This window comes from Ruegeria sp. CDSA236 (assembly GCF_059611285.1).
On sequence record NZ_JBXWPG010000001.1, the window covers coordinates 476,877 to 503,845 of the forward strand.

A 26,969-nucleotide genomic window follows, 5' to 3' on the forward strand; every position below is an offset into this window, starting at 1 on the left:
GTTTTCCCGAGATCGTTTGAAGCGCAGCCTACCCGACCCGCACTTGGATGTGAACGCTTTAGGCTTGGGTAGAAATCAAGCCCCGATCAGTCATGAAACGCTGAAGTCGCCGCAGCCCCTCTTCGATATCCCCAGTCGAGCGGGCATAGGAAAAACGGATGGTGCCGTGCCCACGCAGAGGATCGAAATCCAGCCCCGGAGTGACCGCCACGCCGACCTTATCCAAAATCTCAGCCGCAAAGGCACGGCTGTCGTCGGTCAGGTCAGACACATCGGCGTAAACATAGAATGCTCCATCAGGTGGCGCGATATTGGTGAAACCGGCTTTGGGCAGACCATCCAGCATCAGCGCGCGGTTCCGCCGATAGACATCCAGATTTGCCTGCAATTCCTCATCACACTCCATCGCCGCCAGCGCCGCCACCTGGCTGGCATGGGGCGCGCAGATAAACATGTTCTGCGCGATCCGTTCGACAACGCGCACCTGATCCTCGGGCACAACCATCCAGCCCACACGCCAACCTGTCATAGAGAAATACTTGGAGAATGAGTTGATCACATAGCACTCATCTGTCAGCTCCAGCGCGGTGACGGCTTTGGCTTCGTATTCCAGACCATGATAAATCTCGTCACTGATGAAAGACGCGCCCTGGCTGTGTGCGGCGTCGATCAGCGCACCCATCGCGGCATGGTTCAGCATGGTTCCTGTCGGGTTGGCGGGCGAGGCCACCATCAGCCCCTGCAAATTTAGCCCGGCGAAATCGGCTGGCACCGGCTGCAGGCGGTGTTCCGGAGCGGTGGGCAGATCAACCGCGACCAGCCCCAGGGCCCGCAATATCTGCCGATATGACGGATAGCCGGGGGCCCCGATACCCACGCGATCCCCGCCGTCGAACAGCGCGGTAAACGCCAGCAGGAATCCGCCTGACGAACCGGGGGTTATCACCACCCGTTCGGGATTGAGATCGACATTATACCACTCGCCATACATCTGCGCGATCCGGCGGCGCAGTGCTGGCAGACCCAATGCAACGGTATATCCCAGCGGGCCTTGTTCCATTGCCTTAGCCAATGCCTCGGTCGCCCCTTTGGGTGCGCCGGTTCCAGGCTGGCCGACCTCCATGTGGATGATGTGACGGCCGGCTTCTTCAGCTTTGCGGGCAGCCTCCATCACGTCCATCACGATGAACGGATCGACCCCGGACCGGGTTGAGTTTCGCATGGCCATCTCCCATGTTGCAATCATGGCTTTTGAACGCGTATCCAGGCTGGCGTCAATCCCGGCCCTGTTGCTGTTTGCAGTGACCTGGCTCGTAGGAGCTGTTCAGGCCCAAAGCCTGATCCGTGATCCAGATATTGAACACGGTCTGCGAGAGCTGGCCTTTCCCGTTCTGCGCGCCGCCGGTCTAAATACCAACCGGGTCCAGATACTGGTGGTCAATGACAGCACGTTCAATGCCTTCGTTTTGGATTACAATGCGATCTATCTGAACTATGGGCTAATCCTTTCAGTCGAAAGCCCCGAGATGTTGCAGGCGGTTATCGCACATGAGGCGGCCCATATCGCCAACGGGCATTTATCGCGCCGTTACGAAAACCTGAATGCAGCACGGCAAAAAGCCGGGCTTGGGACGGCTTTGGCTCTGATTGCTGCAGCTGCTGGCGGCGGCGAGGCCGCATTCGGAATTGCAGCCGGTACTAATTCGGCAGCCCTGCGCAGCTTTCTTGGCCACACCCGCGCTGAAGAGTCCTCGGCGGATCGCAGCGCAGCAAGCTATCTACGTTGGGCCGGTATCTCGCCCAGTGGCATGGTGTCTCTGCACCGTAAATTCGCGGGGCAAGAGCTGTTAAACACGGTCAACCAGGACCCATACATGCGATCACACCCCACCAGCCGCGAGAGGTTGCGCGCCGCCGAGGCGTTTCTGGAAGAGTTCGGCGATAAAGCCAAACCCAGCCAGAATGCCGATTACTGGTTCGCAAGGGCGAAAGGTAAACTATCGGCCTTCATCCGCTCGCCCACATGGACGATGCGGCGCGCCAAAGAAGAAACCGCCCAGGACATACGACTGATGCGCGAGGCAGCAGCCCACCATCAAAACCGTGATCTGACCAAAGCGCGCGCTGCGATTGATGGTGCATTGGCAATCCGGCCCAATGACCCCTATTACTATGACCTCAAAGGCCAGATCATGCTTGAAAACCGTCAAGTGGCTGATGCGGTAGCAGCATATGGCAAAGCCGTTGAATTGGCGCCGAATAACCCACTTATCCTGGCCGGATACGGGCGGTCCCTGTTGGTTCAAGGTAAGACAGTGGAAGCCTTGGCCATTCTTGAAAAAGCGCGGGCCAGAGATTTTCGTAACGCAAGATTGATGCAAGACCTGGGTGCAGCTTATGCCAAAACAGGCAATACTGGCATGGCATCGGCGGTTACAGCCGAAAGATATGCCCTGCAGGGCCGTTTGGATGACGCCGGTATTCACGCGAAACGCGCGGTTGCGCAGTTGCCGGTCGGATCACCGGGTTGGCAACGGGCGCAAGATGTGTTGATTGCGTTTGAACAAGCAAACAAGAGTAATTCGAAAAGGAAACGGAAATGATCCTCAGACACGCTGCACCAGCCCTTCTGGGGCTTTCCCTGATCGCAGGATCGGCGCAGGCCCTGGACCTGAGCCAGCTGACCGACGCCGAAAAACAACAATTCGGAGAGCAGGTACGCGAATACCTTCTGGAAAACCCCGAAGTCATCATCGAAGCGATCAACATTCTGGAACAACGCAACGCCGTTGAAGAAGCGCAGGCGGATAAAGAGCTTGTCGCCAGCAATGCTGACGAGCTTTTCAACGACGGGTACAGCTGGGTGGGCGGCAATCCGGACGGAGATATTACTCTGGTCGAATTCATGGACTATCGCTGCGGATATTGCCGCCGTGCGGTGCCCGAAGTGGCCAGCCTGCTGGCCGAGGATGGCAATATTCGGCTTGTGATCAAAGAGTTTCCGATCCTCGGAGACGCGTCGATGATCTCATCCCGCTTTGCCGTTGCCGCTAAACATGTTGCCGGGGACGATGCCTATAAGCAGGTTCACGATGCCCTGCTCGAATTCACCGGGGAACCGTCGCCGGTTACTTTGCGCCGTATCTCGGACGGGCTGGGTTTGGACAGTGACGCGATTCTGGCGGCAATGGACAGCGAACAGGTCACCGAGGAAATCCAAAAGACCCGTGAATTGGCGCAGCGGATGCAGATTTCGGGCACGCCTTCGTTTGTGCTGGGCAGCGAAATGCTGCGCGGGTACCTGAAAGCAGATCAGATGCAGCAAATTGCGAACGCCGTTCGCGCCGAGCAAGGCTGATTTGGCAGGCCGGTTCCACAACAGGAGCCGGCCTTTCCGTCAGGGCATCGGGTCGCCAGCAAGGTGGCTTAGATATTCCTCTAGATTAGACCAGCCATCGCCGTCCCGGTCCGCCCAGACATCAGAGGGATCATTCGGGTCCAGGCCAGTCCGCCCTGTTTCCCAAGTATCAGACATTCCGTCCCGGTCAGTATCAACTGCCGCGTGAACAATGGGCAAATCCGGCCAACCGCCCACCTCGCCCGGATCGTTTATCCGATGTCCATCACAGCCGCGGACGTTTTCGATCACCATCGCATCCAGACTGTCCAAAGCTTGGTCATCCCCGTGCCGGGCCCCCACGGTTCCAAGAACGGTTTCGTATGTCGTGCTCACCTCGGCAGGTTCAACCGACAGCGGCTGGTGAGGTTCAGCCACAAGGAATTCGACCGCCGCATCATCCGCAATCTTGCCCTTCACTGATCTGTCGCATAGCAGCTCAATACGGCTGTCCAGATGCAGGTTATCTTGTTCGAAAACCGAGATGCTGAACCCTTTGTCCGCGCCATAAGGGAACACCTCGAATGCGGCGGGGGGCGGCCTGTTCCGTGTACTGGGGCCCGGCAGGACCACGTTTCCCACATAGGCGATCCATGTGTCGCCGTAATGGTTCCAGAACTCACCGAATTGCGAGGTCGCGTCGTAGAACACGTTGTTAATAATGTCGACTTGCCCAGATGGTGACGACTGGATGTCTGGATTTCTGTCGCGGTTATGGGCAAACAGGTTTTGATACAGGGTGACCCGCCCACATTGCCTTGCCGTTCCATCATCGGAACACAGCAGAGCTCCTTTTGAATGCTTTCCCTTTGTATGGGTGGACTTATCCAGAGCCAGGGCTGAGATGCTGCGGGCAATCGTGATATCTTCGCTTGGCAGGTTTTCCGTTCCAACGCCCAGATTCTCATCCGTGGCAAATTGGATCGAGACACGGTCAACGTAGATATTCGAACTGCTCTCTATGGAAAGCCCGTCCACGTTCGACGAGGGCTTGTAACTGGGTCCGGGCCGAAACTTGAGGTTCCGCAGCAAAACGTCCTGCGCCTCAAAAATCATCAGGGGTGAATCCAGAACCTTGCCAAGTTTGATCTGCACCCCCTGTCCCGGCGCGGTCTGTCCGGCGATATAGGTGTTCGAAGCCACTTTCATCTGGGTGTCTACGGTGATCGTCCCCGAAATATCGAAAACGCAAACCCGTCCGGAGCCATCATTTTCGACGCACTCACGCAGGCTGCCCGGGCCGGTATCGTCCAGGGTTGTGATATGAAACACTTCGCCGCCACGCCAACCCGTAGCGTTCTGCCCATATCCCACCGCACCGGGAAATGCGGACTGATCGGCCACTACGCTATCTGCCACCATGAAACCCGAACACCCGGCGATAACTACACCCAGGCCGAAGGCTTTCAAGTTACGGCGCATTGCATAAGCCCCCTGTAAGAGTTCGGACCGCAAAGACCGAGGGCCGAAGAGGCAGGAGACAATCTATTCTGCAAACGATCACTTACTGGCATACGACTAAGAAACCCTTGAAACAAAAACAACAAATCTAAGCGGGAATAAAAATCTCATTCCTAACAATAATGTGGACCAACAGCGTCGTGTTTTCAATGAGGTGTCTGGGATTGGGGTCCACCAGATACACGCGGCCAATAACGTGCAGGCCCTATGAATTGACCCTGCATGCCTGCCGAACTGGTCATTCAACGGCCAATCAAGCTGGAAAATTACTCAGCGGCTTCCTGCGCAGCGTCCAATTCAGCGGCCTTCTTCTCGACCTCTTCAACAATGTGGTCGACCATCTGATCGTTGGACATCTTGTGGCTGGCCTTGCCCGCCAGATACACCATACCCGATCCGGCACCGCCGCCGGTAAAGCCGACATCGGTCATCAGCGCTTCGCCCGGGCCGTTCACGACACAGCCGATGATCGAAAGGCTCATTGGTGTTTTGATATGTTCAAGACGCTGTTCCAACGCCTCGACTGTTTTGATCACATCGAACCCCTGCCGCGCACAAGAGGGGCATGAGATGATATTAACCCCGCGATGGCGCAAGCCCAGAGATTTCAGGATCTCGAACCCTACCTTGACCTCTTCGACAGGATCCGCAGACAGGCTGACGCGGATCGTGTCGCCAATGCCCATCCATAGCAGATTGCCCAGACCAATCGCCGATTTGATGGTGCCCGAAACCAGTCCTCCGGCCTCGGTTATACCCAGATGGATGGGGGCGTCCGTGGCCTCGGCGATGCCCTGATAGGCAGCGGCCGACAGGAAGACATCGCTGGCTTTCACGCTGATCTTGAATTCGTGGAAATCGTTGTCCTGAAGAATACGGATATGCTCTAGCCCGCTTTCAACCATCGCTTCGGGGCAAGGCTCGCCGTATTTCTCGAGCAGATGCTTTTCCAGGCTTCCCGCATTCACCCCGATCCGGATCGAGCAATTATGGTCACGCGCGGCCTGAATGACCTCTTTCACCCGACTTTCATTCCCAATGTTGCCAGGGTTGATCCGCAAGCATGCTGCGCCTGCCTCGGCGGCCTCGATCCCACGGCGATAGTGAAAGTGGATATCCGCCACGATAGGTACTGGACTTTCGCGCACGATCTCTTTCAGCGCCTTGGACGAGGCCTCATCCGGGACCGAAACGCGCACGATATCCGCACCCGCCTCTGCGGCGGCCTGCACCTGAGCCACAGTCGCCGCCACATCCGTCGTCAGCGTGTTGGTCATCGTCTGCACCGCAATCGGAGCGTCACCTCCGACGGGGACGTTTCCAACCATGATCTGACGAGATTTGCGGCGGTAGATATTGCGCCATGGGCGCACGTGATTAAGGGACATGTGGACGGGTCCAAGACTGTCTGAGTTGATCTTTAAATAGTCAGCCTAACTGGCCACTGCAATGGTCAGATCATTCTGTCGGTGCGGCAGAGCTTTGCGCCTGAAGTTCCGCCACCAATTGCTTGAGGGCGACGTTTTGCTCGGCCTCAAGATCAGCTACCGTATAGCGTTCGGAAACCGCATCCTTGGACAGAACGACACCTTTGGCGACAGTTCCTGGTGCTCCGACCGGGCCGAAATGGTCACCATTCATCGAGAAATAGACAGATCCGGCGGCACCTGCACGTAGGTTAGGCGGTTCTTCTGTCAGCGGTACCTCGAATGTACTGCCCTGTTCGACGGTTCCAAGCGTACCCTCGAAGATGATACTTCCATCCGCAGCGGTGACCCGCATCCACGCCGGATCAACGGCGACGATTTTCAGGGTCGTATCAATCTGTTCAACCACCTGCGGCAATGTCGGGCGAAGAACCGTATGGACTTCGGCAACCTCAACCTTGGGCGGCTCAGGCGGCTGGAAGGTGCCAACGGTACGCGGGTCCAGTGTAGAAATTGGTGCATCACGGGCAACGAGCACCGGCAAATCCAGGGCCTGTGGGCGATACAGCCTATCCAGAGCCTCAGCCGAGGGGGTGTCGATCAGCGCGACTTGATCTTCGGTGGTGCCACGCGCCGCCTCAAGCGGGTCCAAATCAGACAAGACAACCGGAGCCTGTTCAACCGGGCTTACCTGCACTTGCTGAATCCGGTTCAGGACGGACCATCCGCCATATCCAATACCGCCGATCACAGCCAACAGAACCAGAGACGACCCGATGGCACGCGGCTCTATCTGGCTGACCAACGATTCCCGTCCGGGAATATAGGGAGTGTTTGGCGAGATAAACGGATCGCGCCCCATCGGACCGCGAGCCGGCAAGCTGCCCGAGGTCTTTCGAACCACCGACGCCTCGGCCGACATGCCATGCGCGACCTCAAACCCACTTTCCTTACAAAACGCAAAGAAAGTTTCGTCAGGGTTCATCCCCAGATAGCGGGCGTAAGAGCGCACATACCCAGCGATAAATCCGGGCGTATCGAAGGCGTCCGGGTCGGCATCTTCTATGGCTGCAATGTAGTTGGCTTTGATCCGCAGTTCGCGCTGCACATCCAGTAAGGATTTGCCCATTGTTGCGCGTTCACCACGCATCATGTCGCCCAGCCGCACCTCATAGTCGTCAAAGCCCTTGGGCCTGACGTCAGTGTCGCCTTCGGATCCGCGCTGTGATCTGCGCCCAATCATCCCTGCTGCCCCATTCTGCCTGTGCGTGTTTCACGCCGTGGTCGAATCATTAAAAGAATGATTCGCGCCGTAGTTTTGTTACCGTAATTTTAGCACGCGGCATACGAATTGCACACTTTAGCGTTAGGTTAACCGGCAAGTTCGGCGCGATTTAGCGCACAATGTGACCAAAGTTCGTCCATCGCCTGGATCAAACGGTTCATTTCGTCAGGTCCATGAACCGGGGACGGTGTGAAACGCAGGCGTTCTGTTCCACGCGGAACAGTGGGGAAATTGATGGGCTGGACGTAGATTCCATAGTCATCCAGCAGCATATCGCTGAGTTTCTTCGTGTGCACGGGGTTGCCGACAATCACGGGCACAATGTGGCTGCCGTGATCAATCAGTGGCAGGCCCATCCCCTTGAGCCGAAGCTTGAGGATCTTTGCTTGCGTCTGATGCTGCTCTCGCAATTCGGACGCAGTTTTGAGGTAGGCAACCGAAGCTGCGGCACCCGCAGCAACGGCAGGTGGTAGAGACGTCGTAAAGATGAAGCCCGGAGCATAAGACCGCACCGCGTCGCACATTTTAGTGCTGGCCGCGATATAGCCCCCCATGACGCCATAGGCTTTAGCCAATGTGCCGTTGATGATGTCGATCCGATGGGCAAGACGATCACGCTCGGTCACGCCACCGCCGCGCGGTCCATACATGCCAACGGCGTGGACCTCATCAATATAGGTCAGCGCACCAAATTCATCGGCCAGATCACATATCTCTTCAATCGGGCCAAAATCGCCGTCCATCGAATACACCGACTCAAAGGCGATCAGTTTGGGCGTTGCGGGGTCATCCGCTTCAAGCAGTTCGCGCAGATGGGCGACGTCATTGTGGCGGAAGATGCGCTTGGACCCGCCGTTGCGGCGCACCCCTTCGATCATCGAAGCATGGTTCAATGCGTCAGAATAAATGATTAGACCAGGAAACAATTTCGGCAAAGTGCTGAGTGTCGCGTCATTTGCGATATAGGCGCTGGTGAACAGCAACGCAGCTTCTTTGCCGTGCAGATCGGCCAGCTCGGCCTCAAGCCGTTTGTGATAAACCGTTGTGCCCGAAATGTTGCGGGTTCCACCTGATCCGGCGCCTGCGGCATCCACGGCCTCGTGCATCGCCTCCAACACCACAGGGTGTTGCCCCATGCCAAGATAGTCGTTGCCGCACCAGACGGTGATATCTTGCTGCGATCCATCGAGGCGCGTGCGCACCGCATGCGGGAAATGACCATTGCGACGTTCGATATCAATGAAGGTCCGGTACCGTCCTTCGTCATGCAGCCTTGCGATCGCTGAATCAAGCTGAGCAGTATAATCCACCGGTTTCTCCTTAGTTGCCCGACCGATATTACGGCGACCGAACGTCTTCTTCTGCGCAGGATACGAATCTGCACCAGAGCATTTCCCACTGCCTGCTTGATACCGCAAGCACAGTGAAAGCTTATTTGATTTGCATCAAATATCCGCTCTGACCCTGACCGACAAGTAAAGTTACGCCCCCTGGACGCGAGGAAACGACGCAGGCACAGCACATTATCTCATCCGGGTTTCCGATATTATACCAGATTCCTGTCCTTGCGGGCTAGACGGCAAAAGTGGCGCTGATAGGGTTCCGGAAAATCCAAATCAAGCAGGAGCCCTCTCATGTCGCTGGACGCTGTTCTGAACCGCATCGACGCCGATCTGCCAACCTCAATCGACCGCCTGATGGAACTGCTCCGCATTCCGTCAATTTCAACCGATCCGGCCTTTGACCAACAGGTCAACCAGGCAGCTGACTGGCTGGTATCTGACCTGAAAAGCATAGGAATTCAGGCTGAAAAACGTGAAACCACCGGACATCCCATGGTGGTGGGCCACATAGGTGAGGACAACAGCGCGCCCCATGTTCTGTTCTACGGCCATTATGACGTGCAACCCGTTGACCCGCTGAACCAGTGGAACCGGGATCCGTTCGATCCGGCCATTGAAGAAACCGAAAATGGGCCGGTGATCCGGGGTCGAGGCTCTTCGGACGATAAGGGACAGTTGATGACCTTCGTCGAAGCGTGCCGCGCATGGAAGGCCGTCCATGGCACCCTGCCCTGCCGCATCACCTTCTTCTTCGAAGGCGAAGAAGAATCCGGTTCGCCGTCGCTCGTCCCGTTCCTGCGTGAAAACGTGGCCGAGTTGAAAGCGGATCTGGCATTGGTATGTGACACTTCGATGGTGTCGCGTGGGGTACCATCAATCGCGTCTCAGCTGCGCGGGATGCTCAAGGACGAATTCACCATCATCGGTCCGCGGATCGACCTGCACTCGGGCCATTACGGCGGACCGGGGCTAAACCCGCTGCGAGAGCTGTCCAGGATCGTCGCCTCGTTCTATGACGACGAAACCGGTCGCGTCGCTGTCGAAGGCTTTTATGACGGGGTTCATGAGGTCCCGGCCGAACAGTTGCGCCAATGGGAAAACTGCGGGTTCGATGAGGCGGATTATCTGAACTCGGTGGGGTATTCTCAGCCACACGGCGAAAAAGGATATTCGACATTGCAGCAACAATGGGCGCGCCCGACGCTTGAGGTAAACGGGCTTTGGGGCGGTTATAACGGCGCCGGTTCGAAGACGGTCATTCCCTCACAGGCGCATTGCAAGATCACCTGCCGTCTGGTGGGTGACATGAACCCTGACGCCTTGCGTGACCAGATTCGCAAGCATGTAGAAGACCGCCTGTCACCCGACGCGAAAGTACAGTGGGACAACGATCTTGAAGGCGCGCCCGCATCCGTCATGAATATCAACCGCCCCGAATTCGAAGCCGCCCGAGGCGCATTGTCCGATGAATGGGGGCGCGAAGCCGTCTTTACCGGAATGGGCGGGTCAATCCCTGTCGTTGGCTACTTCGACTCGGAACTTGGCATGGATTCCATGCTTGTGGGCTTTGCCAATGATGATGACGCAATTCACTCACCGAATGAGAAATATGACGTCAAAAGCTTTCACAAAGGCATCCGGTCCTGGGCGCGCATTCTCGACGCTTTGACCCGATAACCAAATCCGGGAATCAAAAGGCCAGATGAAGCTTGGTTCGCTGCTTCATCTGGCCAAAGATACTTTTGGTAATGTGCCGCAGATCGGCAGAGGTACCCCCTGCCCTGAGTTACATATGGATCACACGCCCGTAAGCGTCCAAAACGCTTTCATGCATCATCTCGGACAAAGTCGGATGCGGGAACACTGTGTTCATCAGATCCTCTTCGGTGGTTTCAAGCTGCCGCCCGACCACATACCCCTGAATTAACTCAGTGACTTCCGCGCCAATCATGTGGGCGCCCAACAGCTCTCCGGTTTTGGCGTCGAAGACTGTTTTGACCAGCCCTTCGGGCTCTCCAAGCGCGATTGCCTTGCCGTTGCCGATGAAGGGAAAACGGCCGACCTTGATGTCATAGCCAAGCTCTTTCGCCTTCGCCTCGGAATAGCCGACCGACGCAACCTGCGGATGGCAATAGGTGCAGCCCGCGATGCTTTCGGGTTTGACCGGATGGGCATGTTTCCCGGCGATCAGATCGGCCACCATGACACCCTCATGGCTTGCTTTATGCGCCAGCCATGGCGCTCCGGCAATGTCACCGATGGCATACAGGCCATCGACACCGGTGCGACAGAATTCGTCAGTCACAACATGGGTCCGGTCGATTTTGACACCCAAAGCCTCAAGCCCCAGATTTTCGATATTGCCGACGATGCCCACGGCAGAAATCACGGTGTCAAAGTCGTGCTTTTCGACCTTTCCCTTCACCTCGATATGCGCAGTGACTTTACCCTTAGCGCGGTCCAACTGCTTGACCATCGCCTTTTCCATGATCTTCATGCCCTGTTTGATAAAGGCTTTCTTGGCGAAGGCGCTGATCTCGGCATCCTCGACGGGCAGAACGCGGTCCATGACTTCAACCACCGTCGTATCTGCACCGAGCGTATTGTAGAAGCTAGCGAACTCGATCCCGATTGCACCCGACCCGATGACCAGCAATTTCTTTGGCATCCGTGGCGGCTGCAGGGCGTGTTTGTAAGTCCAAACCAGATCACCATCCGCTTCCAGCCCGGGAAGCTCGCGGGCGCGCGCGCCGGTTGCCAGAACGATGTTCTTGGCTGTCAACTCTTCGCTGCCCTTGTCGGTCTTGACGGAGACCTTGCCCTTGGCCGGGATCGTCGCCTCGCCCATGACAACCGTCACTTTGTTCTTTTTCAGCAGGTGACCGATACCGCCCGAAAGTTGCCCGGCGACACCGCGCGATCGCTTGACCACAGCATCCAGATCATATCCGATCTTCTCGGCCTTCAGCCCAAAATCCTTTGCGCGCTCCATCAGGTGGAACACTTCTGAAGACCGCAGCAGCGCCTTGGTTGGGATACAGCCCCAGTTAAGACATATCCCCCCGAGATGTTCGCGCTCGACCACGGCGGTTTTCAAACCAAGCTGTGCTGCGCGAATGGCTGCGACATACCCGCCAGGACCAGCGCCGATTACGATCAGATCAAAAGATTGTGCTGCCATGTTTCCCTCTCGGAGCAGGTCATTTCCAAATTAGTTTACCATTAAACTAATACCAGCCACCCTTCAACACTTAGTCCCCGCGACAAAAGCTACGCAGGGTAAACCCATACGGATTGCAGAGGTTCGAGCCTATACCGCACCCGTTCGAAACGCTAGAAGATAGCTAAGTATCCCAGTTGCTCCATTCTAAATCCATTTACGCGAAAGGCATAACATGGCTAAAACGCTGAAAGATCTGGTCCTCGCCCTAATCAACGCCACGCTTATCCTGGTGGCCTTGTGTTTGTTTTTGGGCTGGAAACTGACCACAACAGCGCAGTCCCTGATGTCTGATTTTTCACAGAAGGTTCAGATCGTCGCCCCTTTGCGCGAAGAGGTTCAAGGGGTGCGCAGTGAATTGGCAGCACTTCGCACTGAACTCGCGACCATACAAGTCAATGGCGCGCTTGCCGACACCGCCACCGCCCAACGGGTCTCGCAAACGCTCGACCGCCTGAGCCAAATCGAAGATACGCTGCAGGCGGCGCAGTCTCGTATCGTTGCGGTTGCCGAAACGCCTGACGCCTTTATCAGCACCGCAATAGAAAAAACGGCCGACACTGTGGCCGACCGTATTATCACAATCAAAGGTTGTTCGGTCGAAGGCTAACCTGCGGCCTGAAGCTCTCGGACGGTGGATCCGTACCCGCCCATGTTTACATAGGCGGCCTCATGTTCGGTCATGGGGCGCGACAATGCTTCGTTACGATAGGGGAAACGGCCGAACTTTCGGATCACCTCCCTATGCGCCCTTGCATGCAGCAGGTTGGTTGACTTGGATTCGTCGATATTCTGGCACATCAGGCGTACACAACGCTCTTGGTCACACAGATTTTCCGAGTGCATCAGTGGAAGATAAAAGAACTGCCGCGCGGGTTCGTCAATCTTCAGATCCCAGCCCTTGTCGATGGCGCATTTCGCTGCCGACAAGGCCGCCTTATCAGTGGCGAACGCCTTACCACTGCCGCGGAACATATTTCTAGGAAACTGGTCCATCAGAATTATATAGGCCAGTGCCCCGCTGGGGTATGTCAGCCAGAGAGAGAACTTTCCCTCATTAGCAATTTCCCATGTGGAAAGAAATTTTTCGCGGATCTCTGCGTCTAGCGCTTCATCCTCAATATACCAACCATCTGGACCCACCTGATCCAGCCAAAAACTCAATACTTCTTCAGGCCCTACCATTGCCTTGCTCCGTCGTTTTGCCCTCCCCAGGGACGTAACGTCATTTAAGGCTGATTTACAGATTTGTGACAGTAAAAATTTGCAACACTTGCGACATAATTTCGTGTCCTAGGCTACATCTTGCGTTTCCTGATCGGCTTCGGCGGCTTCGATAGCCACCTCTTGCGCCAATTCGAACGCCACCGGCGAGGCCGTTGGGTAAAGCGGAGACATGGTGCCCGTCTCATCCACAGGAATCGCCGCACGCTGTGTCATGCGATACATCGCATAGACAGCAGTGGCTGCAAGCAGTGCAAAGATGATCAGGAAAAAGCCCGACGGTCCGAACACGTCATCGCCCATCAACCAACCGGTAATCAGCGGGCCAGCAATGGCGCCCAGTCCATTGATGAAGACCAGACCGCCAGAGGCCGCGGCCATGTCCTCATGCTCCAGAAAGTCATTCGTATGCGCAATCAGCAGCGAATACAGTGGGTTAGACATGCCTCCGATCACAAAGGCCGAGGCCAGAAGGAACGGAAATGAGGTCGACCCGAACATCATCGCAGTGGCCGCCCCGCAAGCACCAATGATGCCCGCCAGCATGATCAGGAACCGGCGATCCATCCGGTCCGAGAACCAACCCAGCGGATATTGCAGCAGAATTGCTCCGATATAGAAGGCGGCCACGAAGGTCGAAATCTCAACCAGTGTCAGCCCAGCGCGCGCGCCATAGACCGCCGCCATACCAAACTGGGCCGAGAACACTCCGCCCAGCAGGAACATGCCCACGCAGCCCAACGGCGACTTCCCCATCAGATCACGCAATGTCATGGGCTTGGTCGTGTCAAATGCCGGTGTCGGTGAAATCGACAGCAGAATCGGAGCAAAGGATACCGAAACCAGAATGGATGCGATCACAAAGGTTTCGTAACCAGCAGGATCGCCAACCAGCATAAGCCCCTGAGCGGTGATGATCCCAGTCATCTGTACGATCATATAAAGCGAAAGCGCCTGGCCCCGGTTCTCGTTATTGGCCGCGTTGTTCAGCCAGCTTTCGGCGGTGACATACACGCCCGAGAAACAAAACCCGATCACGACACGCCCCAAAGCCCACGCGACTGGCTCGGTCAACATCGGATACATGATCATCACGGCCGAAATAAATGAAGCGAGCGCAGCAAAGACCCGCACATGCCCCACCCGCCGGATCATCTCCGGTGCAAGGCGAGAACCTCCGAGGAAACCTACGAAATAAGCTGACATCACAACAGACATCTGAAGGGTCGAAAACCCTTCGATCTCGCCTCGGACGCCCAGGATTGTGCCCTGCAGGCCATTGCCAATCATAAGCAGGCCCATGCCAAGAAGAAGTGACCACGCGCTGGTAATGACCTGAAGCATAGAGGCCTCCGAGATTGCTAACCTGAACTAGAGATTCGTTTTTATATCAAAAACGGCTTTGAACCAGCTTGTCTACGACATCGAAACGCAACGATCCCGACAACACGCCGCTCAAGGGATCAAAAGCGACCCATCCCCATATGAAAAGAACCGATAGTTCTGCGCAATCGCGTGCTCATAAACCTCTTGCATCCGATCCTGCCCCATCAAAGCTGAAACCAACATCAGCAGCGTGGATTTCGGCAGATGGAAATTGGTGATCAGCGCATCCGTGACGTAAAACTGAAAGCCCGGATAGATGAAGATGTCGGTATCGCCTTCCCAAGGTACGATCTGCCCACTGCGGGCGGCGCTTTCGATCAATCGCAGCGCGGTTGTGCCCACCGGAATGACACGGCCACCTATGGCTTTGGTTTCACGAATTTCACTGACGGCTTCTGCACTGACCCTGCCCCATTCTGCATGCATTTTATGGGTCGTCACATCCTCGACCTTGACTGGCAGAAACGTTCCGGCACCGACATGAAGCGTAACGTAGGAAACAGAAACGCCGCGCGCGGTAAGCGCTTGCATCAGCGCTTCGTCAAAATGCAGCGACGCGGTGGGCGCGGCCACTGCCCCGGAGTTGCGCGCCCAGATCGTCTGGTAATCCGTCTTGTCCTGCGCATCGGCAGGGCGCTTGGCGGCAATATAGGGCGGCAGCGGCATGGTGCCGGCCTGTTCCAGCGCAGCATCGAAATCCTGCCCCGTAAGGTTAAACCGCAGAAAGGCCTGCCCGTCCGCCACCCTATCCAACTCAGCGCTCAGTTGATCCGAAAACCGGATCACCTCACCTGTCTTGACCTTCTTGAGAGGCTTGATCAACGCCGCCCAGGTGCCGTCTGCCTGCGGATCAAGCAACGTCGCTTCGATCGACGCAGACACCGGCCCTTGCGCACTGTCGCGATGACGCCGCCCGCTGAGGCGTGCCGGGATGACCCGCGTATCATTCAACACCAGCCGGTCACCGGGTCGCAGCCAATCTGGCAGGTCAAAGACATGCGCATCCGAGATTGCATCGCCCTCGGCCACAAGCAAACGCGCCGAAGACCGCGGGTTGGCAGGCCGGGTGGCAATCAAATTCTCGGGCAGGTGGAAATCGAAATCGCTGAGTTTCATGGGCGCGCCTTACAGGGTCGTAACAGATTCGGCTATATCCCTGTTCAGTTGTCTTTTGGCGGCGATCCAAAGGTGCGCTTAGGCTCATCCGGCTTGGCTTTCTGTGCATTTGGCCCATCCTGAACCTTCGGCGCGGGCTCCCTTAGAAGGTTGCGCAAGAACAATGGCGCAAGCCCTGACAGAGGGTTGACCGAGACAGAGGGTGATTTCAAAGGGCCGGTCAGAGTATAATTGAACGCGATCACACCTTCACCTTTTTTGGTGAAGACACTTCCAATCGCATTCACCAGATAGATTGGGGAAATCGCGCCACGCAAGTTCAGCATTTCGCTAACCGTGTCGATTGTCCCGTCGAAGGACAATCCCATCGAAGGACCGACGGCGCTGCCGCTGAGAACCTTGATTTCGGTCGGCGTAATCCGCATTCGGCTTTCGATGCTCGAGAAAAAGATGCCTTGCCCAGCCATTTCATCCACAAGCCCAACAAGGCTGATTGCGTTCAGCAAGGCAGCCATGGCCGGGGCGTCATGAATTCGGGTGTTCACGATCTTCATGATGACATCGAAGTTCCCGGCCCCGCCGACCGGTTCCAGTTGCAGGTCCAGTTTGCCTCCGCGCGCCTGGGTTATCATTTTGGCCGATCTCAGAACGTCACCTGCATCACCAGAGGTCAGATTGACTGCACTGCGCCCTCCGCGCGGGGTCACCTGTCCGCGCACAGCAGCACCGCCGTTTACATTCGCCGTGAACGCGCCGCTGACACCGCCAGTTGTCGCAAATTTTCCCTTGAACCCGGTCAGGGCGATCGTCTCTGTAATCTGGAGGCGATCCAACACTACATCCAGCTCGGGCCCCTGCCCGGAACCACCGCCACCACCTTCGGAGGATCCAAAGGTCGCGCCCCCCAGATTCATCACGCCCCCTAAAACCCTGATGTCGGGCAAGGCTGACCCCCGTGAAATCAGCTCCGCCGGAACCGCAAGCCAGTTCCCCAGTTCGAATGAGCTGAACTCAACACGATCGAAAGCACCATTTTTGAAATTAATGGAGGCCAGGCTTCTCAACCCCGCCGCATCCAGCCGAAGTGTATCCACGCGCATCTGATCGCCCAGCGTTGCCTCGACATCCATCGACCCCTTGGTACCAGCGCCTTTGCGCCACCCGAGCTCGGGGATAGACAGCACTACGCCTTCCAGATCCGATGTCGCCGTCAGTTTCGGGGGGCGGCCAGCACCGATGCCCAAGGTTATTTCGGCAACGCCTTTTCCAGTCAGCATACCCTTTGGTAACCCGGCACGCAGCTCGGTCACCAACCGGGGCGAAATCTCGATCTGCCCTTTCAGTTCACTGGGTTTCGGTTCTCGACCCCCAATAGGCTGGCGCCAGGTTGCCTGCAGGGGCACGTCGCCGAAATATCCGTCGCCGCCGACTTCGACAGCGGATTGGTCACCTGAAATAGTCAACTGAGGCGCTCTAACGACAAAACCATTGACCAAGCGATCACTGTGCACATCACCAATCTTACCAGTAAAGTGAAACTGGGTTTCATCGAACTTCAACCCCTTCTTCATCGGCAGAGATAAAGTGCCTGACAGTTCCACATCGCCAGAGGCCACATCCACGGGCAAATTTGCCTTTGTCATCAGCTGCAGAGGGGGACGATCCATCAAAGACAAGGCGGCCGTTGCCGAGCCCTTGGCCTTGACGCGCACAATCGCCGGCGAAAGCTTTTTGATCGACGTATCCGGAATAATGAAGGATGTTCCTGACCCGTCTATCGGGCCGCCCTGATCGGCAATGACAACCGCTTTCTCGGCTGTCACGGTAAACCGTTGGTTGATCAGGCTGGCCTGCCCCTGAGCGTCCTGGACCGGAGGTAAAGTTTTGGCAAAGCGGACTTTGGCGTCGTCGAACCCGAAGTCCAAGTAAATGTCCGGCTTGGTGTCCGGCTTCAACCGCAATGCAAAATCGACATCCGAGAGCCGGCCTTCATATAAATTGTCGGACACCCATTTACGCGGCTTTTCGGCAAGTAATTGGGGCCAGTATCTCAGCAACTGGCCTGACTCCAACTCGTCCAGATGAGCCTCGAGGTACCCCGACCAACCTTCGGCTTCACCATTCAGATTACCCCTAGCACGCAGCGTTAGGTTTTCGTCTTCAACCGTCATCTGTCCGAGGCGCAACTCGAACGGGGCCAGCTTCATCTTCAGATCAAGGTCGGCACGCGCCAACTTGAGGGGTTCCGGAAACAGCCCAGCCGGGTTGATGTCGATGCTGCTGAGACGGAGTTGAGAGGTCAGGCTTTCCAGCAGTCCATTCTCGATACCTCTCAAAAAGGCCCTTCCCTCGGCCTGAACGGACCCCCAGGCGGAGACTACAGAAACCTCGTCGAAATCCAGCTCCTGCCGACTTGGGTCATAGCTGAAATAAGCCCTGGCGGATTCAAACGGAATCGGTTTTGTCTCTTGGTTGGCTTGCACCGCGCCTGCCGCAAGGTTCAGGGTCGCAAATAACGGCCCCAGCGCCGCGTTGCCATCAACACTGCCGCGCACCGCGCCCGAGATCGGAGCGTCAAGGACCTGTAACCATGACAAGGCAAGGCTTTGACTTGCAATATCCTCGGCAGGCAGGTCGGTTATGGCAAAGCCAAAGCTTGCCTGGGGCGTTCCAAGTACGCTGGTATAATTTACCTCAATCGAACTGGCATAATCGCGCCCTGTCAGAACAGAGAACCCGGTGGACATGCGCATTTCGTCACCGGTACGGATGATCGAAATATGTCCGCCGTCGAAAACCCAGGCGCGCGACAGGCGCAAATCCTGATAGTCCAGCGTCAACGACTCAAGCTCGACCGACCGCAGGCCCGACAGCAGCGGTGACAAAAAGACATCGTCAGATTCCTCGATCAACTCGATCAATGTCCGCGCCCGCTGAACCGGTGCACTGCCAGAACCGACTGTCAACGAAAGCGCCCCGTCCAATCCGCGGGTCAATGCGATTTGGGCATCGCGCAGGGTAATCGTGCGCGGCCGGATTTTCCCTCGTAGCAGCCACCGCATCGACAACCGTGTGCGCATATCCGCCACTTGCGCGATCTGTTGTCCCGCCGCGTCGCTTATGGTCACATCCGTCAGTCGCAAACGTGGCAACCAGTTTTCGTTGACGATAAAGCTAGCATCGCCAAAGCGGATCTTGATCCCCCCAAGGCTTTGATCCAGCCGTTTTTCGGCCTGGGCCCGCATCCAGTCGGGTGCGTGCAGCTGTTTGCCAATCAGAAAGAACCAGCCGCCAAAGGCCAGCAGGCAAAGCAACAGGAAGGTTCCGACGATCCCCCACGCAGCGATGCGGCGGCGTGACCGACGGCGGCGGGGTTTCCCGTCCGGGCCTTCTTGTGTATCTTCTTGCCGCGCCAAATTCCGACCCACGCCCTATTACCTGCTTGCACCGCACCATGATGTCAGGCAGCACTTAAAAACCTTTAGCGGAGTTTCCAATGCCCGACGTTACAGACATCGCCCCCGGTTTCACTTTGCCCCGCGACGGCGGTGGTGAGGTTACGCTGTCAGACCTGCAAGGCAGCGCCGTCGTTTTGTTTTTCTATCCCCGTGATGATACGCCGGGCTGCACCAAGGAATCCATCGGTTTCTCGGAACAACTTCAAGCCTTTGCTGATGCCGGCGCCCAGGTTTTCGGCATCTCGCGCGACACGGTGGCTAAGCATGACAAATTCGTCGCCAAACACGGTCTTACGACGCCACTTTTGTCCGACGAAGGCTCGACCGTTTGCGAGGATTACGGTGTGTGGGTCGAGAAGAACATGTACGGGCGCAAGTCGATGGGGATCGAGCGTTCGACCTTTCTGATTGACGCCGACGGTAAGATCGCTCGCATCTGGCGAAAGGTCAAAGTGCCCGGCCATGTGGAAGAGGTACTGGAAGCCGTGCGCGCGCTGTAACCCCTTCACCGCGGTCGTCATCCGGATTATGACCCGCACAAATCTTGAAAGCGGAGATATCCCGGTGTCGAAAACACTGACCCAAATGGCGACCGAAGTTCTGACCACAGCTGACGGGCGCGAAAAGACCGCCCTGTCCAAGCGCCATGCCGCAGCTTGGTTTGCGGCGCGATCAGGGGACGCTCCTGCGATTGAAGTGGGCACCGCAACACCGCCGTTGAATCCCACCCGACCGGACAAACCAGATTTGCTGTCCCCCCGGGATGTCCCAAGGCGCCGCCCCGGCTCCGAGGCTGGGCGCATCGCCCTGCTACACGCGGTCGCCCATATCGAACTGAACGCGGTTGATCTGCATTGGGATATCATCGCCCGATTTGGCCATGTCCCTATGCCTATCGGTTTCTACGACGACTGGGTCAAATGCGCCGAAGAGGAATCGCGCCACTTCGAAATGGTCTGCGATTGCCTGGAACAGATGGGCAGTCATTACGGCGCCCTGCCCGCCCATGCGGGTATGTGGCGCGCGGCCGAAGATACAGCAGAAGATTTGATGGGCCGTTTGGCCGTAGTGCCAATGGTGCTTGAGGCGCGGGGTCTGGATGTGACCCCCGGCATGATTGACATCTTCCGCAAGGCAAAGGCTGAACAGGCCATTGCAGCGCTCGAGGTGATCTACGCCGAAGAAGTCGGGCATGTTGCTTACGGGTCCAAGTGGTTCCATTTCCTTTGCGGACGCGAGAACGCTGACCCAAAGGGTATCTTTCACGATCTGGTCCGGCGCTATTTTCATGGCGTTCTTAAACCGCCCTTCAACGAAGAAAAGCGGGCCGAAGCCGGACTACCGCCGGATTTCTATTGGCCGCTGACCGAAGGCCTGCCGCCGCCCGGCTCTGCCCGCTAGGTTGGCATGCACGGTCATAGCGGTCTTTGAAACATCCTCCAGTTGATGTAATCGGCAATTTCTCGCCGAGAATTGGCGGGATTAACCCTGTTTGTTGTGTGAACTAGTTAACAAACTTGCCCAAATCGGACGTCCCCTCTATGCAGTTGCCCCAAGGGACGGAGACCACTCACAACCGATCCCGAATTTGGGGATCGAGAGGTAAGGCGCGTGCGAACACGTCTGGCAATCAAACTACATTCGCTGCTTGAGCAGCACTTCCCGGAACGCCGGGTTTTTCTGAAATCTGACAATGACACACGGTTCATCCGGCTCAGCTCAGAGACACAAATCTTTGCAGTTGCTGGTGTTGCCCTGTTTGTTGGCTGGACTGCGGTCACTACGGCAATCCTGTTGATGGACAGCATCGGATCAGGCAACTTCCGGGAACAGGCCAAGCGCGATCAGGCGACATATCAGGAGCGGCTGAATATCCTGTCAGCAGAGCGTGACGTGCGCGCTCATGAGGCTCTGATGGCTCAGGACCGGTTCAACGCCGCGCTTGAACAGATTTCTGCGATGCAGTCCGAGCTGCTGGCGTCCGAAAACAGACGCCGTGAGTTGGAAACGGGGATCGAGGTTATCCAGTCCACCTTGCGCACCACCATGAAACAACGGGAATCTGCCCGTCAGGAGCTTGCGGCGCTGCAACAATCAGATTCCGATGATGGGCTCATGTTGGCAAACACTGCCAGCCCCGAACAGATGGAATTTATGACCGTTGCTCTGACCCGTACTGCTCAAGAGCGTGATCAGATCGCAGCCGACGCCCGGAACGCACTGGATCAGCGGGACGATCTCGAGCTTGAGATCCGGCTGATGCAGGAACGCAGCGACGAGATTTTCCGTCAGCTAGAAGAAGCAATGATCATCTCGGTTGAACCGCTCGACAAGATGTTCCGACAGGCAGGTATGCCAACTGACCGTATCATTGAAGAAGTACGGCGTGGCTATAGCGGCATGGGTGGCCCCCTCACCCCAATTTCCTTCAGCACGCGCGGTGAGGACCTGACCCCCGACGAGATCCGCGCGAACACTCTGTTGCAACAGATGGACCAGCTGAACCTCTATCGTATCGCAGCAGAAAAGGCCCCGTTTGCCAGCCCGGTGAAAGCGGCTGTCCGCTTTACCAGTGGCTTCGGCACGCGCCGTGACCCAAAAACGGGCGGTCGCCGCATGCATAACGGTTCCGATTTCGCCGGTGCACATGGAACTGATATCTTTGCGACCGCCGACGGCGTAGTCACCCATGCGGGCTGGCAATCGGGTTTCGGGCGTCTGGTCAAAATCCGGCACGCCTTCGGAATTGAGACACTTTACGCTCATAACACCAAGTTACGGGTTAAGGTTGGCCAAAGGGTCTCGCGCGGGGATCATATTGCTGATATGGGTAACACCGGACGGTCGACCGGAACGCACCTGCACTATGAGGTCCGCGTAAACGGAAAACCAGTTAACCCAATGACTTACATCAAGGCTGCAAGAAATGTTTTCTAAGAGCAAAATCAACGAGCCCGGAACCAATGCCCCAGAGGCCGCCAAGCCTGCCGCTCCGGCCACTCCGGCAACCCCTGCACCGACGGAAACCAAGGCCAGCACCGCGCCCAAACCCAAGCCACCCGCATCGGTCCTGTCTTCGGACCTGCACATCACCGGCAACCTGAAAACCTCGGGTGACATTCAGGTCGAAGGTACGGTGGAAGGTGACATTCGTGCGCATCTGCTGACCATCGGTGAAACGGCGACCATCAAGGGCGAAGTCACTGCAGATGACGTTGTCATCAACGGCCGTATCGTTGGCCGCGTGCGTGGCCTGAAAGTGCGCCTGACCTCGACCGCACGGGTCGAAGGCGACATCATTCACAAGACAATCGCCATCGAAAGCGGCGCGCATTTCGAAGGCTCCGTTCAGCGTCAGGACGATCCTCTGAACCCTGGCCGCAGCGGAAAACCGGGCGCTAACCCGGCTGCTGACGTCAAACAGTAACCCTGACAGACTGACAGGAAACAAACGCCGCGGGACAGCCTGCGGCGTTTTCTTTTGCAATTCTGACCGAAAGGCTTTCACTGATCAGGTTGGTTCCAGGTCGCATTGGCCTCGATCACTTCTGCGACCATCAGCGCCTTTTCGGACAATTCTGGTGGCGTGCCATCATCAAAGGCAAGCTGCTGCATTCTTCGATACATGACTTCAGACGTGTAAAAATCGAATGCAGCCGTGCCGTCGAGGCTTTCCCAGAAGGCCGTGATCCAAACCGAGGGCGCATACCCGTAACACCAGTCCTGCCAGAACCGTTCTGCCAAAGTCGCCGTTTTAACTGCGGCTACTTGCGCCAAAAGGCTATCCATTGGCCAACCCCCGAGGCGAAACATGCAGAGCGTATCGTCCAGACATTCTTCTGAGCCCCCTTCGATCGCCTTCAGAAGAAAGCGTTTCTGGAAATCGTCCAGGACACGCCACTCCTCCGACGACCAGTTCCGGGCCTGTCCCGTCGGATACCGGCTCAGGCTGACTTCGATCCCGACAGAGCTTACCTCTTCGCCACAGGCCAAGACCTCTAGCACACGCGGCAAAAGATAGGCCCAGGTATTCTTGGCAATCCCTCCCGGATCACTCGCTGCAAAATACCAGTCCTGAAGATAGTGCAACGGCAGTTCCTGAATGGGCGGGTGAAAGAAATCAGCCTCGATATCCGGTTCCATGCAGCACCCTTCGCAGACCTCGATGCTGCTTGGCTTTGGACGTTTAAAAACGCGATAAGCATCCTGAATAAGCGGGAAGAACGGATCATCCGGCAATAACTTGGCCTTAACCGGCTTATTCGTCTTTGACGTCATCGTAGACTGAACCCATATTTCCATGCCACACCCATAGGTCTATCTGCCCACTTTTGACGTGGCAAGCGCGCCCAAATACCCCTTCATTCTCCGCCGAATTTCTATGTGTGATGAGTAGCTTCGATATTTCTGCGTTTTGGATTACACTACAGCCCATTGGTTTTCGGAGGACTTTTCATGTCAACAAAACTCATGGCTGAATTTTTCGGTACATTCTGGTTGGTGCTTGGCGGTTGCGGTAGCGCTGTTTTAGCGGCTGGCGTCGCGGATGTCGGTATCGGCTGGTTGGGCGTATCTTTCGCCTTTGGCCTAACAGTGCTGACTATGGCATTTGCCGTTGGCCACATTTCAGGCGGGCATTTCAATCCGGCAGTCAGTCTGGGTTTAATGATCGGCGGACGGTTCCCGGCTAAGGATCTGCTGCCCTATTGGATTGCTCAGGTCATCGGAGCCATTGCAGCAGCGGCTGTTCTGTATCTGATCGTCAGCGGCGCACCAGATTTCGCCGGGGTTGGAGGCTTTGCGTCCAATGGCTATGGCGAGGCTTCACCCATGGGCTATTCGATGATGTCCGCCTTGGTGATCGAGATCGTACTGACGGCATTTTTCATCCTGATCATTCTGGGCGCGACCTCAAGCGGTGCTCCGGCAGGGTTCGCGCCGATTGCCATCGGTCTGGCGCTGACGCTGATCCACCTGATCTCGATCCCGGTGACCAACACATCTGTCAACCCGGCACGGTCAACCGGTGTTGCCCTGTTTGCCGATGGGCCGGCGTTGACTCAGCTATGGTTGTTCTGGGTTGCCCCGCTGATAGGCGGCGCGATTGGTGCGCTGATCTGGAAGGCCATGTCTGACGACTGATCCAAGCGCACGCTTACAAAAAGACCCCGGCACCTGACCAGGCACCGGGGTCCTTTTATCTATTCGGTCACGGTGACCTTTTTCATCGCATCCGGCTGGCCGATTACGGCTCCGTTCGGGCCTTCGCCCCGCTTGATCGCATCAACAACGTCCATACCGTCAGTGACCTGACCGACAACCGTATACTGACCGTTCAGGAACGGCCCAGGTTCAAACATTATGAAGAATTGCGAGTTGGCACTGTCGGGATCCTGCGCCCGGGCCATGCCAATAACACCACGATCAAAGTTATAGTCCGAGAACTCTGCTGGCAGATCCGGCCGATCCGAACCACCAGTACCGGCACGACGCATATCGCCACCGACCCGACCGTGTTCAACGTCACCGGTCTGAGCCATGAAGCCGTCGATCACGCGGTGAAACACCACGCCATCATACTGACCAGCAGCGGCAAGGGCGCTAATTTGTTCAACATGCTTGGGGGCAATATCGTCAAACAGATCAACGGTTACGGTGCCATTGGCCCCCTCGCCCTCAATCTCGATCTCAAGGCCGGTGGCCAGTGCAGGACCAGCCAGCAGGACAAATGCGGCGGCCAGCTTATACATCGGCAGCCACCTTAACGCTGATCATACGATCCGGGCTTGCGGGAGGCTCGCCCCGAACGATGGCGTCCACATGCTCCATCCCGTCGATGACACGGCCATAGACCGTGTATTGGCCGTTCAGGAAATGGTTGTCGCTAAAGTTGATGAAAAACTGCGAATTGGCCGAGTCCGGATTCTGCGACCGAGCCGCGCCTAACGTGCCGCGATCATGCGGCAGTTTCGAAAACTCTGCCGGAACATTCGGCAGCGATGACCCGCCTGTGCCTGCACTGCGCAGGTTGAATCCGTCTTCCATATCGCCGTGCTGCACGTCACCGGTTTGCGCCATGAAACCGTCGATCACACGGTGAAATGCCACGTTGTCATATTCACCGCTGCGCGCCAGTTCCTTCATCCGAGCGCTATGCTGCGGGGCCACATCTGGCAGCAGCTCGATGACGACATTGCCGCCCTTCAGCTCGATGATGATTGTGTTTTCGGGATCCTTGATCTCGGCCATGTGGCCCTCCTGTCGTTTATCTTGCGCAAATACCTATGCGCCACGCACGCGAAAGCCAAGTGACGCATTGACCTGAGGGCAAAATGCAGGAAAAGAACCGCCTAGATCGGTTGCCAAACACGAGGATCGCGCGATGGGCTGGAAAACACTGGACGATATGGACCTGAACGGTAAGCGCGTGCTGGTGCGCGTGGATATCAATGTGCCCGTGGTGGATGGGGTCGTGACCGACGCTACCCGGATTCAGCGCATCGTACCCACAGTACGCGATATTCTCGCTGCAGGTGGCAAGCCTATCCTTTTGGCCCATTTCGGACGCCCGGGCGGAGAGCGGCGCGAAAGCCTGTCGCTGAAACAACTTATCCCCACATTGGAAAGCGCCTTTGGTGCGCAGGTTCTGTTCGCAGCCGATTGCGTCGGAACCGAGGCCGAGCTTGTCGCAGACACCCTGCAAGCCGGGCAAGTATTGCTGTTGGAAAACACCCGTTTTCATGCTGCTGAAACCAAGAATGATCCTGATCTGGCCGCCGGCATGGCCAAACTGGGCGAGGTCTACTGCAACGACGCCTTTTCCGCTGCGCACCGCGCCCACAGCTCAACCGAAGCCATCGCTCGCCTGCTGCCTGCCTGCGCTGGTCGGCTGATGCAGGCCGAGCTGCAGGCACTTGAAAGCGCTCTTGGCGCGCCCGAGCGTCCGGTAACAGCAGTGGTCGGTGGGGCAAAAGTGTCAACCAAGCTGGAGCTGCTGGGCAACCTGATCGACAAGGTGGATCACCTGATCATCGGCGGTGGCATGGCCAACACCTTTCTGGTGGCACAAGGTATCAGTGTCGGCAAATCGCTGGCCGAAATCGCGATGAAAGACACTGCCGCAGAGATTCTTGCCAAGGCGGAAAACTCTGGTTGCCAGATCGTTTTGCCGTGTGACGTGGTTGTTGCAAAAACCTTCCAGGCCAATGCGCCGAATCAGGTTTTGCCCGCAGACCAATGCCCCGAAGACGGCATGATCCTGGATGCAGGCCCCGAGAGTGTCGCCGCTATCACTGAAGTCATCAGCCAAAGCCGAACCCTGATCTGGAACGGCCCTTTGGGCGCCTTTGAACTGGAACCGTTCGATGCCGCAACGAATGCGGCCGCACTGAAAGCTGCCGCGCTCAGCCGTTCGGGCCAGTTGGTCTCGGTCGCGGGCGGTGGTGATACCGTAGCCGCCCTGAACGCGTCCGGCGCGGCGCGGGATTTCACCTATATCTCGACAGCAGGCGGCGCATTCCTGGAATGGATGGAAGGTAAAACCCTGCCCGGTGTCGCCGCGCTGGAACAATAAATTCAGCTGCACGGGTAATTTTGCGAATCGGGGGATTCACAAGCCGAATCACCTGTGACATAGTGCAGTCAGATGCCAA

General features: G+C 56.8%; 23 protein-coding genes. 10 read left to right on the forward strand and 13 right to left on the reverse strand.

The window, feature by feature from the left end; all coding sequences use genetic code 11:
- Positions 1 to 58: 58 nt before the first annotated feature.
- Entirely contained in the window at positions 59 to 1,222 is a 1,164-nt protein-coding gene (locus AC2FLB_RS02430; protein WP_496708548.1) for a pyridoxal phosphate-dependent aminotransferase, read from the reverse strand.
- Between AC2FLB_RS02430 and AC2FLB_RS02435 the strand changes: the two genes are divergently transcribed.
- Both AC2FLB_RS02435 and AC2FLB_RS02440 read left to right on the forward strand, forming a co-directional pair.
- Positions 1,221 to 2,603: a M48 family metalloprotease gene (locus AC2FLB_RS02435; protein WP_496688382.1), complete on the forward strand. Its 1,383-nt coding sequence runs from the start codon at positions 1,221 to 1,223 to the stop codon at positions 2,601 to 2,603. The genes AC2FLB_RS02430 and AC2FLB_RS02435 overlap by 2 nt on opposite strands.
- Positions 2,600 to 3,358: a DsbA family protein gene (locus AC2FLB_RS02440; RefSeq protein ID WP_142633258.1), complete on the forward strand. Its 759-nt coding sequence runs from the start codon at positions 2,600 to 2,602 to the stop codon at positions 3,356 to 3,358. Before AC2FLB_RS02435 ends, AC2FLB_RS02440 begins: the two co-directional genes overlap by 4 nt.
- A gap of 39 nt (positions 3,359 to 3,397) precedes the next feature.
- On the opposite strand, the gene AC2FLB_RS02445 is transcribed toward AC2FLB_RS02440, so the two are convergent.
- The 4 genes from AC2FLB_RS02445 to hemA form a co-directional block, all read right to left on the reverse strand.
- Entirely contained in the window at positions 3,398 to 4,819 is a 1,422-nt protein-coding gene (locus AC2FLB_RS02445; RefSeq protein ID WP_496708549.1) for a pectate lyase family protein, read from the reverse strand.
- A gap of 305 nt (positions 4,820 to 5,124) precedes the next feature.
- Positions 5,125 to 6,246: a flavodoxin-dependent (E)-4-hydroxy-3-methylbut-2-enyl-diphosphate synthase gene (gene ispG / locus AC2FLB_RS02450; protein ID WP_142633254.1), complete on the reverse strand. Its 1,122-nt coding sequence runs from the start codon at positions 6,244 to 6,246 to the stop codon at positions 5,125 to 5,127.
- A 70-nt stretch (positions 6,247 to 6,316) separates the two neighbouring features.
- A complete protein-coding gene (locus AC2FLB_RS02455) occupies positions 6,317 to 7,528 on the reverse strand; it encodes a helix-turn-helix domain-containing protein (protein WP_496691076.1) in 1,212 nt (403 codons plus the stop codon).
- Positions 7,529 to 7,656: 128 nt separating this feature from the next.
- Positions 7,657 to 8,880, reverse strand: a complete 1,224-nt coding sequence (gene hemA / locus AC2FLB_RS02460) for a 5-aminolevulinate synthase (RefSeq protein ID WP_142633250.1) — start codon at positions 8,878 to 8,880, stop codon at positions 7,657 to 7,659.
- A 324-nt stretch (positions 8,881 to 9,204) separates the two neighbouring features.
- Here hemA and AC2FLB_RS02465 point away from each other — a divergent pair, with 324 nt between their 5' ends.
- Positions 9,205 to 10,590: a M20/M25/M40 family metallo-hydrolase gene (locus AC2FLB_RS02465; protein WP_496708550.1), complete on the forward strand. Its 1,386-nt coding sequence runs from the start codon at positions 9,205 to 9,207 to the stop codon at positions 10,588 to 10,590.
- 109 nt (positions 10,591 to 10,699) lie between these two features.
- Here AC2FLB_RS02465 and lpdA read toward each other — a convergent pair whose 3' ends face one another.
- The gene (gene lpdA / locus AC2FLB_RS02470; protein WP_271947557.1) at positions 10,700 to 12,094 is read right to left on the reverse strand and encodes a dihydrolipoyl dehydrogenase; all 1,395 of its coding nucleotides are present in this window, start codon (positions 12,092 to 12,094) and stop codon (positions 10,700 to 10,702) included.
- Positions 12,095 to 12,308: 214 nt separating this feature from the next.
- On the opposite strand from lpdA, the gene AC2FLB_RS02475 reads away from it, so the two are divergent.
- The gene (locus AC2FLB_RS02475; protein ID WP_496708551.1) at positions 12,309 to 12,743 is read left to right on the forward strand and encodes a hypothetical protein; all 435 of its coding nucleotides are present in this window, start codon (positions 12,309 to 12,311) and stop codon (positions 12,741 to 12,743) included.
- Here the strand turns inward: AC2FLB_RS02475 and AC2FLB_RS02480 are convergent.
- The 4 genes from AC2FLB_RS02480 to AC2FLB_RS02495 form a co-directional block, all read right to left on the reverse strand.
- On the reverse strand, positions 12,740 to 13,318 hold the full coding sequence (locus AC2FLB_RS02480; RefSeq protein WP_142633241.1) for a DUF924 family protein: 579 nt from the start codon (positions 13,316 to 13,318) through the stop codon (positions 12,740 to 12,742). The genes AC2FLB_RS02475 and AC2FLB_RS02480 overlap by 4 nt on opposite strands.
- Positions 13,319 to 13,426: 108 nt before the next feature.
- Positions 13,427 to 14,701, reverse strand: coding sequence for an MFS transporter (locus tag AC2FLB_RS02485; protein WP_282021879.1), 1,275 nt, complete (start codon positions 14,699 to 14,701; stop codon positions 13,427 to 13,429).
- A gap of 111 nt (positions 14,702 to 14,812) precedes the next feature.
- Positions 14,813 to 15,859, reverse strand: a complete 1,047-nt coding sequence (queA, locus tag AC2FLB_RS02490) for a tRNA preQ1(34) S-adenosylmethionine ribosyltransferase-isomerase QueA (protein ID WP_496708552.1) — start codon at positions 15,857 to 15,859, stop codon at positions 14,813 to 14,815.
- Positions 15,860 to 15,903: 44 nt separating this feature from the next.
- Positions 15,904 to 19,287, reverse strand: a complete 3,384-nt coding sequence (locus tag AC2FLB_RS02495; protein WP_496708553.1) for a YhdP family protein — start codon at positions 19,285 to 19,287, stop codon at positions 15,904 to 15,906.
- Positions 19,288 to 19,355: 68 nt separating this feature from the next.
- On the opposite strand from AC2FLB_RS02495, the gene AC2FLB_RS02500 reads away from it, so the two are divergent.
- The 4 genes from AC2FLB_RS02500 (at position 19,356) to AC2FLB_RS02515 (ending at position 22,744) form a co-directional block, all read left to right on the forward strand.
- Complete coding sequence (locus AC2FLB_RS02500) at positions 19,356 to 19,817, forward strand: peroxiredoxin (RefSeq protein ID WP_496705946.1); 462 nt, start codon at positions 19,356 to 19,358, stop codon at positions 19,815 to 19,817.
- Positions 19,818 to 19,845: 28 nt separating this feature from the next.
- Positions 19,846 to 20,718, forward strand: a complete 873-nt coding sequence (locus tag AC2FLB_RS02505) for a ferritin-like domain-containing protein (protein WP_496708554.1) — start codon at positions 19,846 to 19,848, stop codon at positions 20,716 to 20,718.
- 210 nt (positions 20,719 to 20,928) lie between these two features.
- Positions 20,929 to 22,254, forward strand: a complete 1,326-nt coding sequence (locus AC2FLB_RS02510) for a DUF5930 domain-containing protein (protein ID WP_496708555.1) — start codon at positions 20,929 to 20,931, stop codon at positions 22,252 to 22,254.
- Entirely contained in the window at positions 22,244 to 22,744 is a 501-nt protein-coding gene (locus AC2FLB_RS02515; RefSeq protein WP_271947570.1) for a bactofilin family protein, read from the forward strand. The genes AC2FLB_RS02510 and AC2FLB_RS02515 overlap by 11 nt, the downstream gene beginning before the upstream one ends.
- Positions 22,745 to 22,821: 77 nt before the next feature.
- Here AC2FLB_RS02515 and AC2FLB_RS02520 read toward each other — a convergent pair whose 3' ends face one another.
- Positions 22,822 to 23,595, reverse strand: coding sequence for a hypothetical protein (locus AC2FLB_RS02520; protein ID WP_496708556.1), 774 nt, complete (start codon positions 23,593 to 23,595; stop codon positions 22,822 to 22,824).
- Between the two features lie 177 nt (positions 23,596 to 23,772).
- On the opposite strand from AC2FLB_RS02520, the gene aqpZ reads away from it, so the two are divergent.
- Positions 23,773 to 24,459 carry an aquaporin Z gene (aqpZ, locus tag AC2FLB_RS02525; protein WP_282021819.1) on the forward strand — a complete coding sequence of 229 codons (687 nt, stop codon included), beginning with the start codon at positions 23,773 to 23,775 and terminating at the stop codon, positions 24,457 to 24,459.
- Positions 24,460 to 24,518: 59 nt separating this feature from the next.
- Here the strand turns inward: aqpZ and AC2FLB_RS02530 are convergent, their stop codons facing one another.
- Positions 24,519 to 25,067, reverse strand: coding sequence for a peptidylprolyl isomerase (locus AC2FLB_RS02530; protein WP_142633219.1), 549 nt, complete (start codon positions 25,065 to 25,067; stop codon positions 24,519 to 24,521).
- The gene (locus tag AC2FLB_RS02535; protein WP_271947577.1) at positions 25,060 to 25,566 is read right to left on the reverse strand and encodes a peptidylprolyl isomerase; all 507 of its coding nucleotides are present in this window, start codon (positions 25,564 to 25,566) and stop codon (positions 25,060 to 25,062) included. Before AC2FLB_RS02535 ends, AC2FLB_RS02530 begins: the two co-directional genes overlap by 8 nt.
- Before the next feature lie 133 nt (positions 25,567 to 25,699).
- On the opposite strand from AC2FLB_RS02535, the gene AC2FLB_RS02540 reads away from it, so the two are divergent.
- The gene (locus AC2FLB_RS02540) at positions 25,700 to 26,890 is read left to right on the forward strand and encodes a phosphoglycerate kinase (protein WP_496708557.1); all 1,191 of its coding nucleotides are present in this window, start codon (positions 25,700 to 25,702) and stop codon (positions 26,888 to 26,890) included.
- Positions 26,891 to 26,969 lie beyond the last annotated feature (79 nt).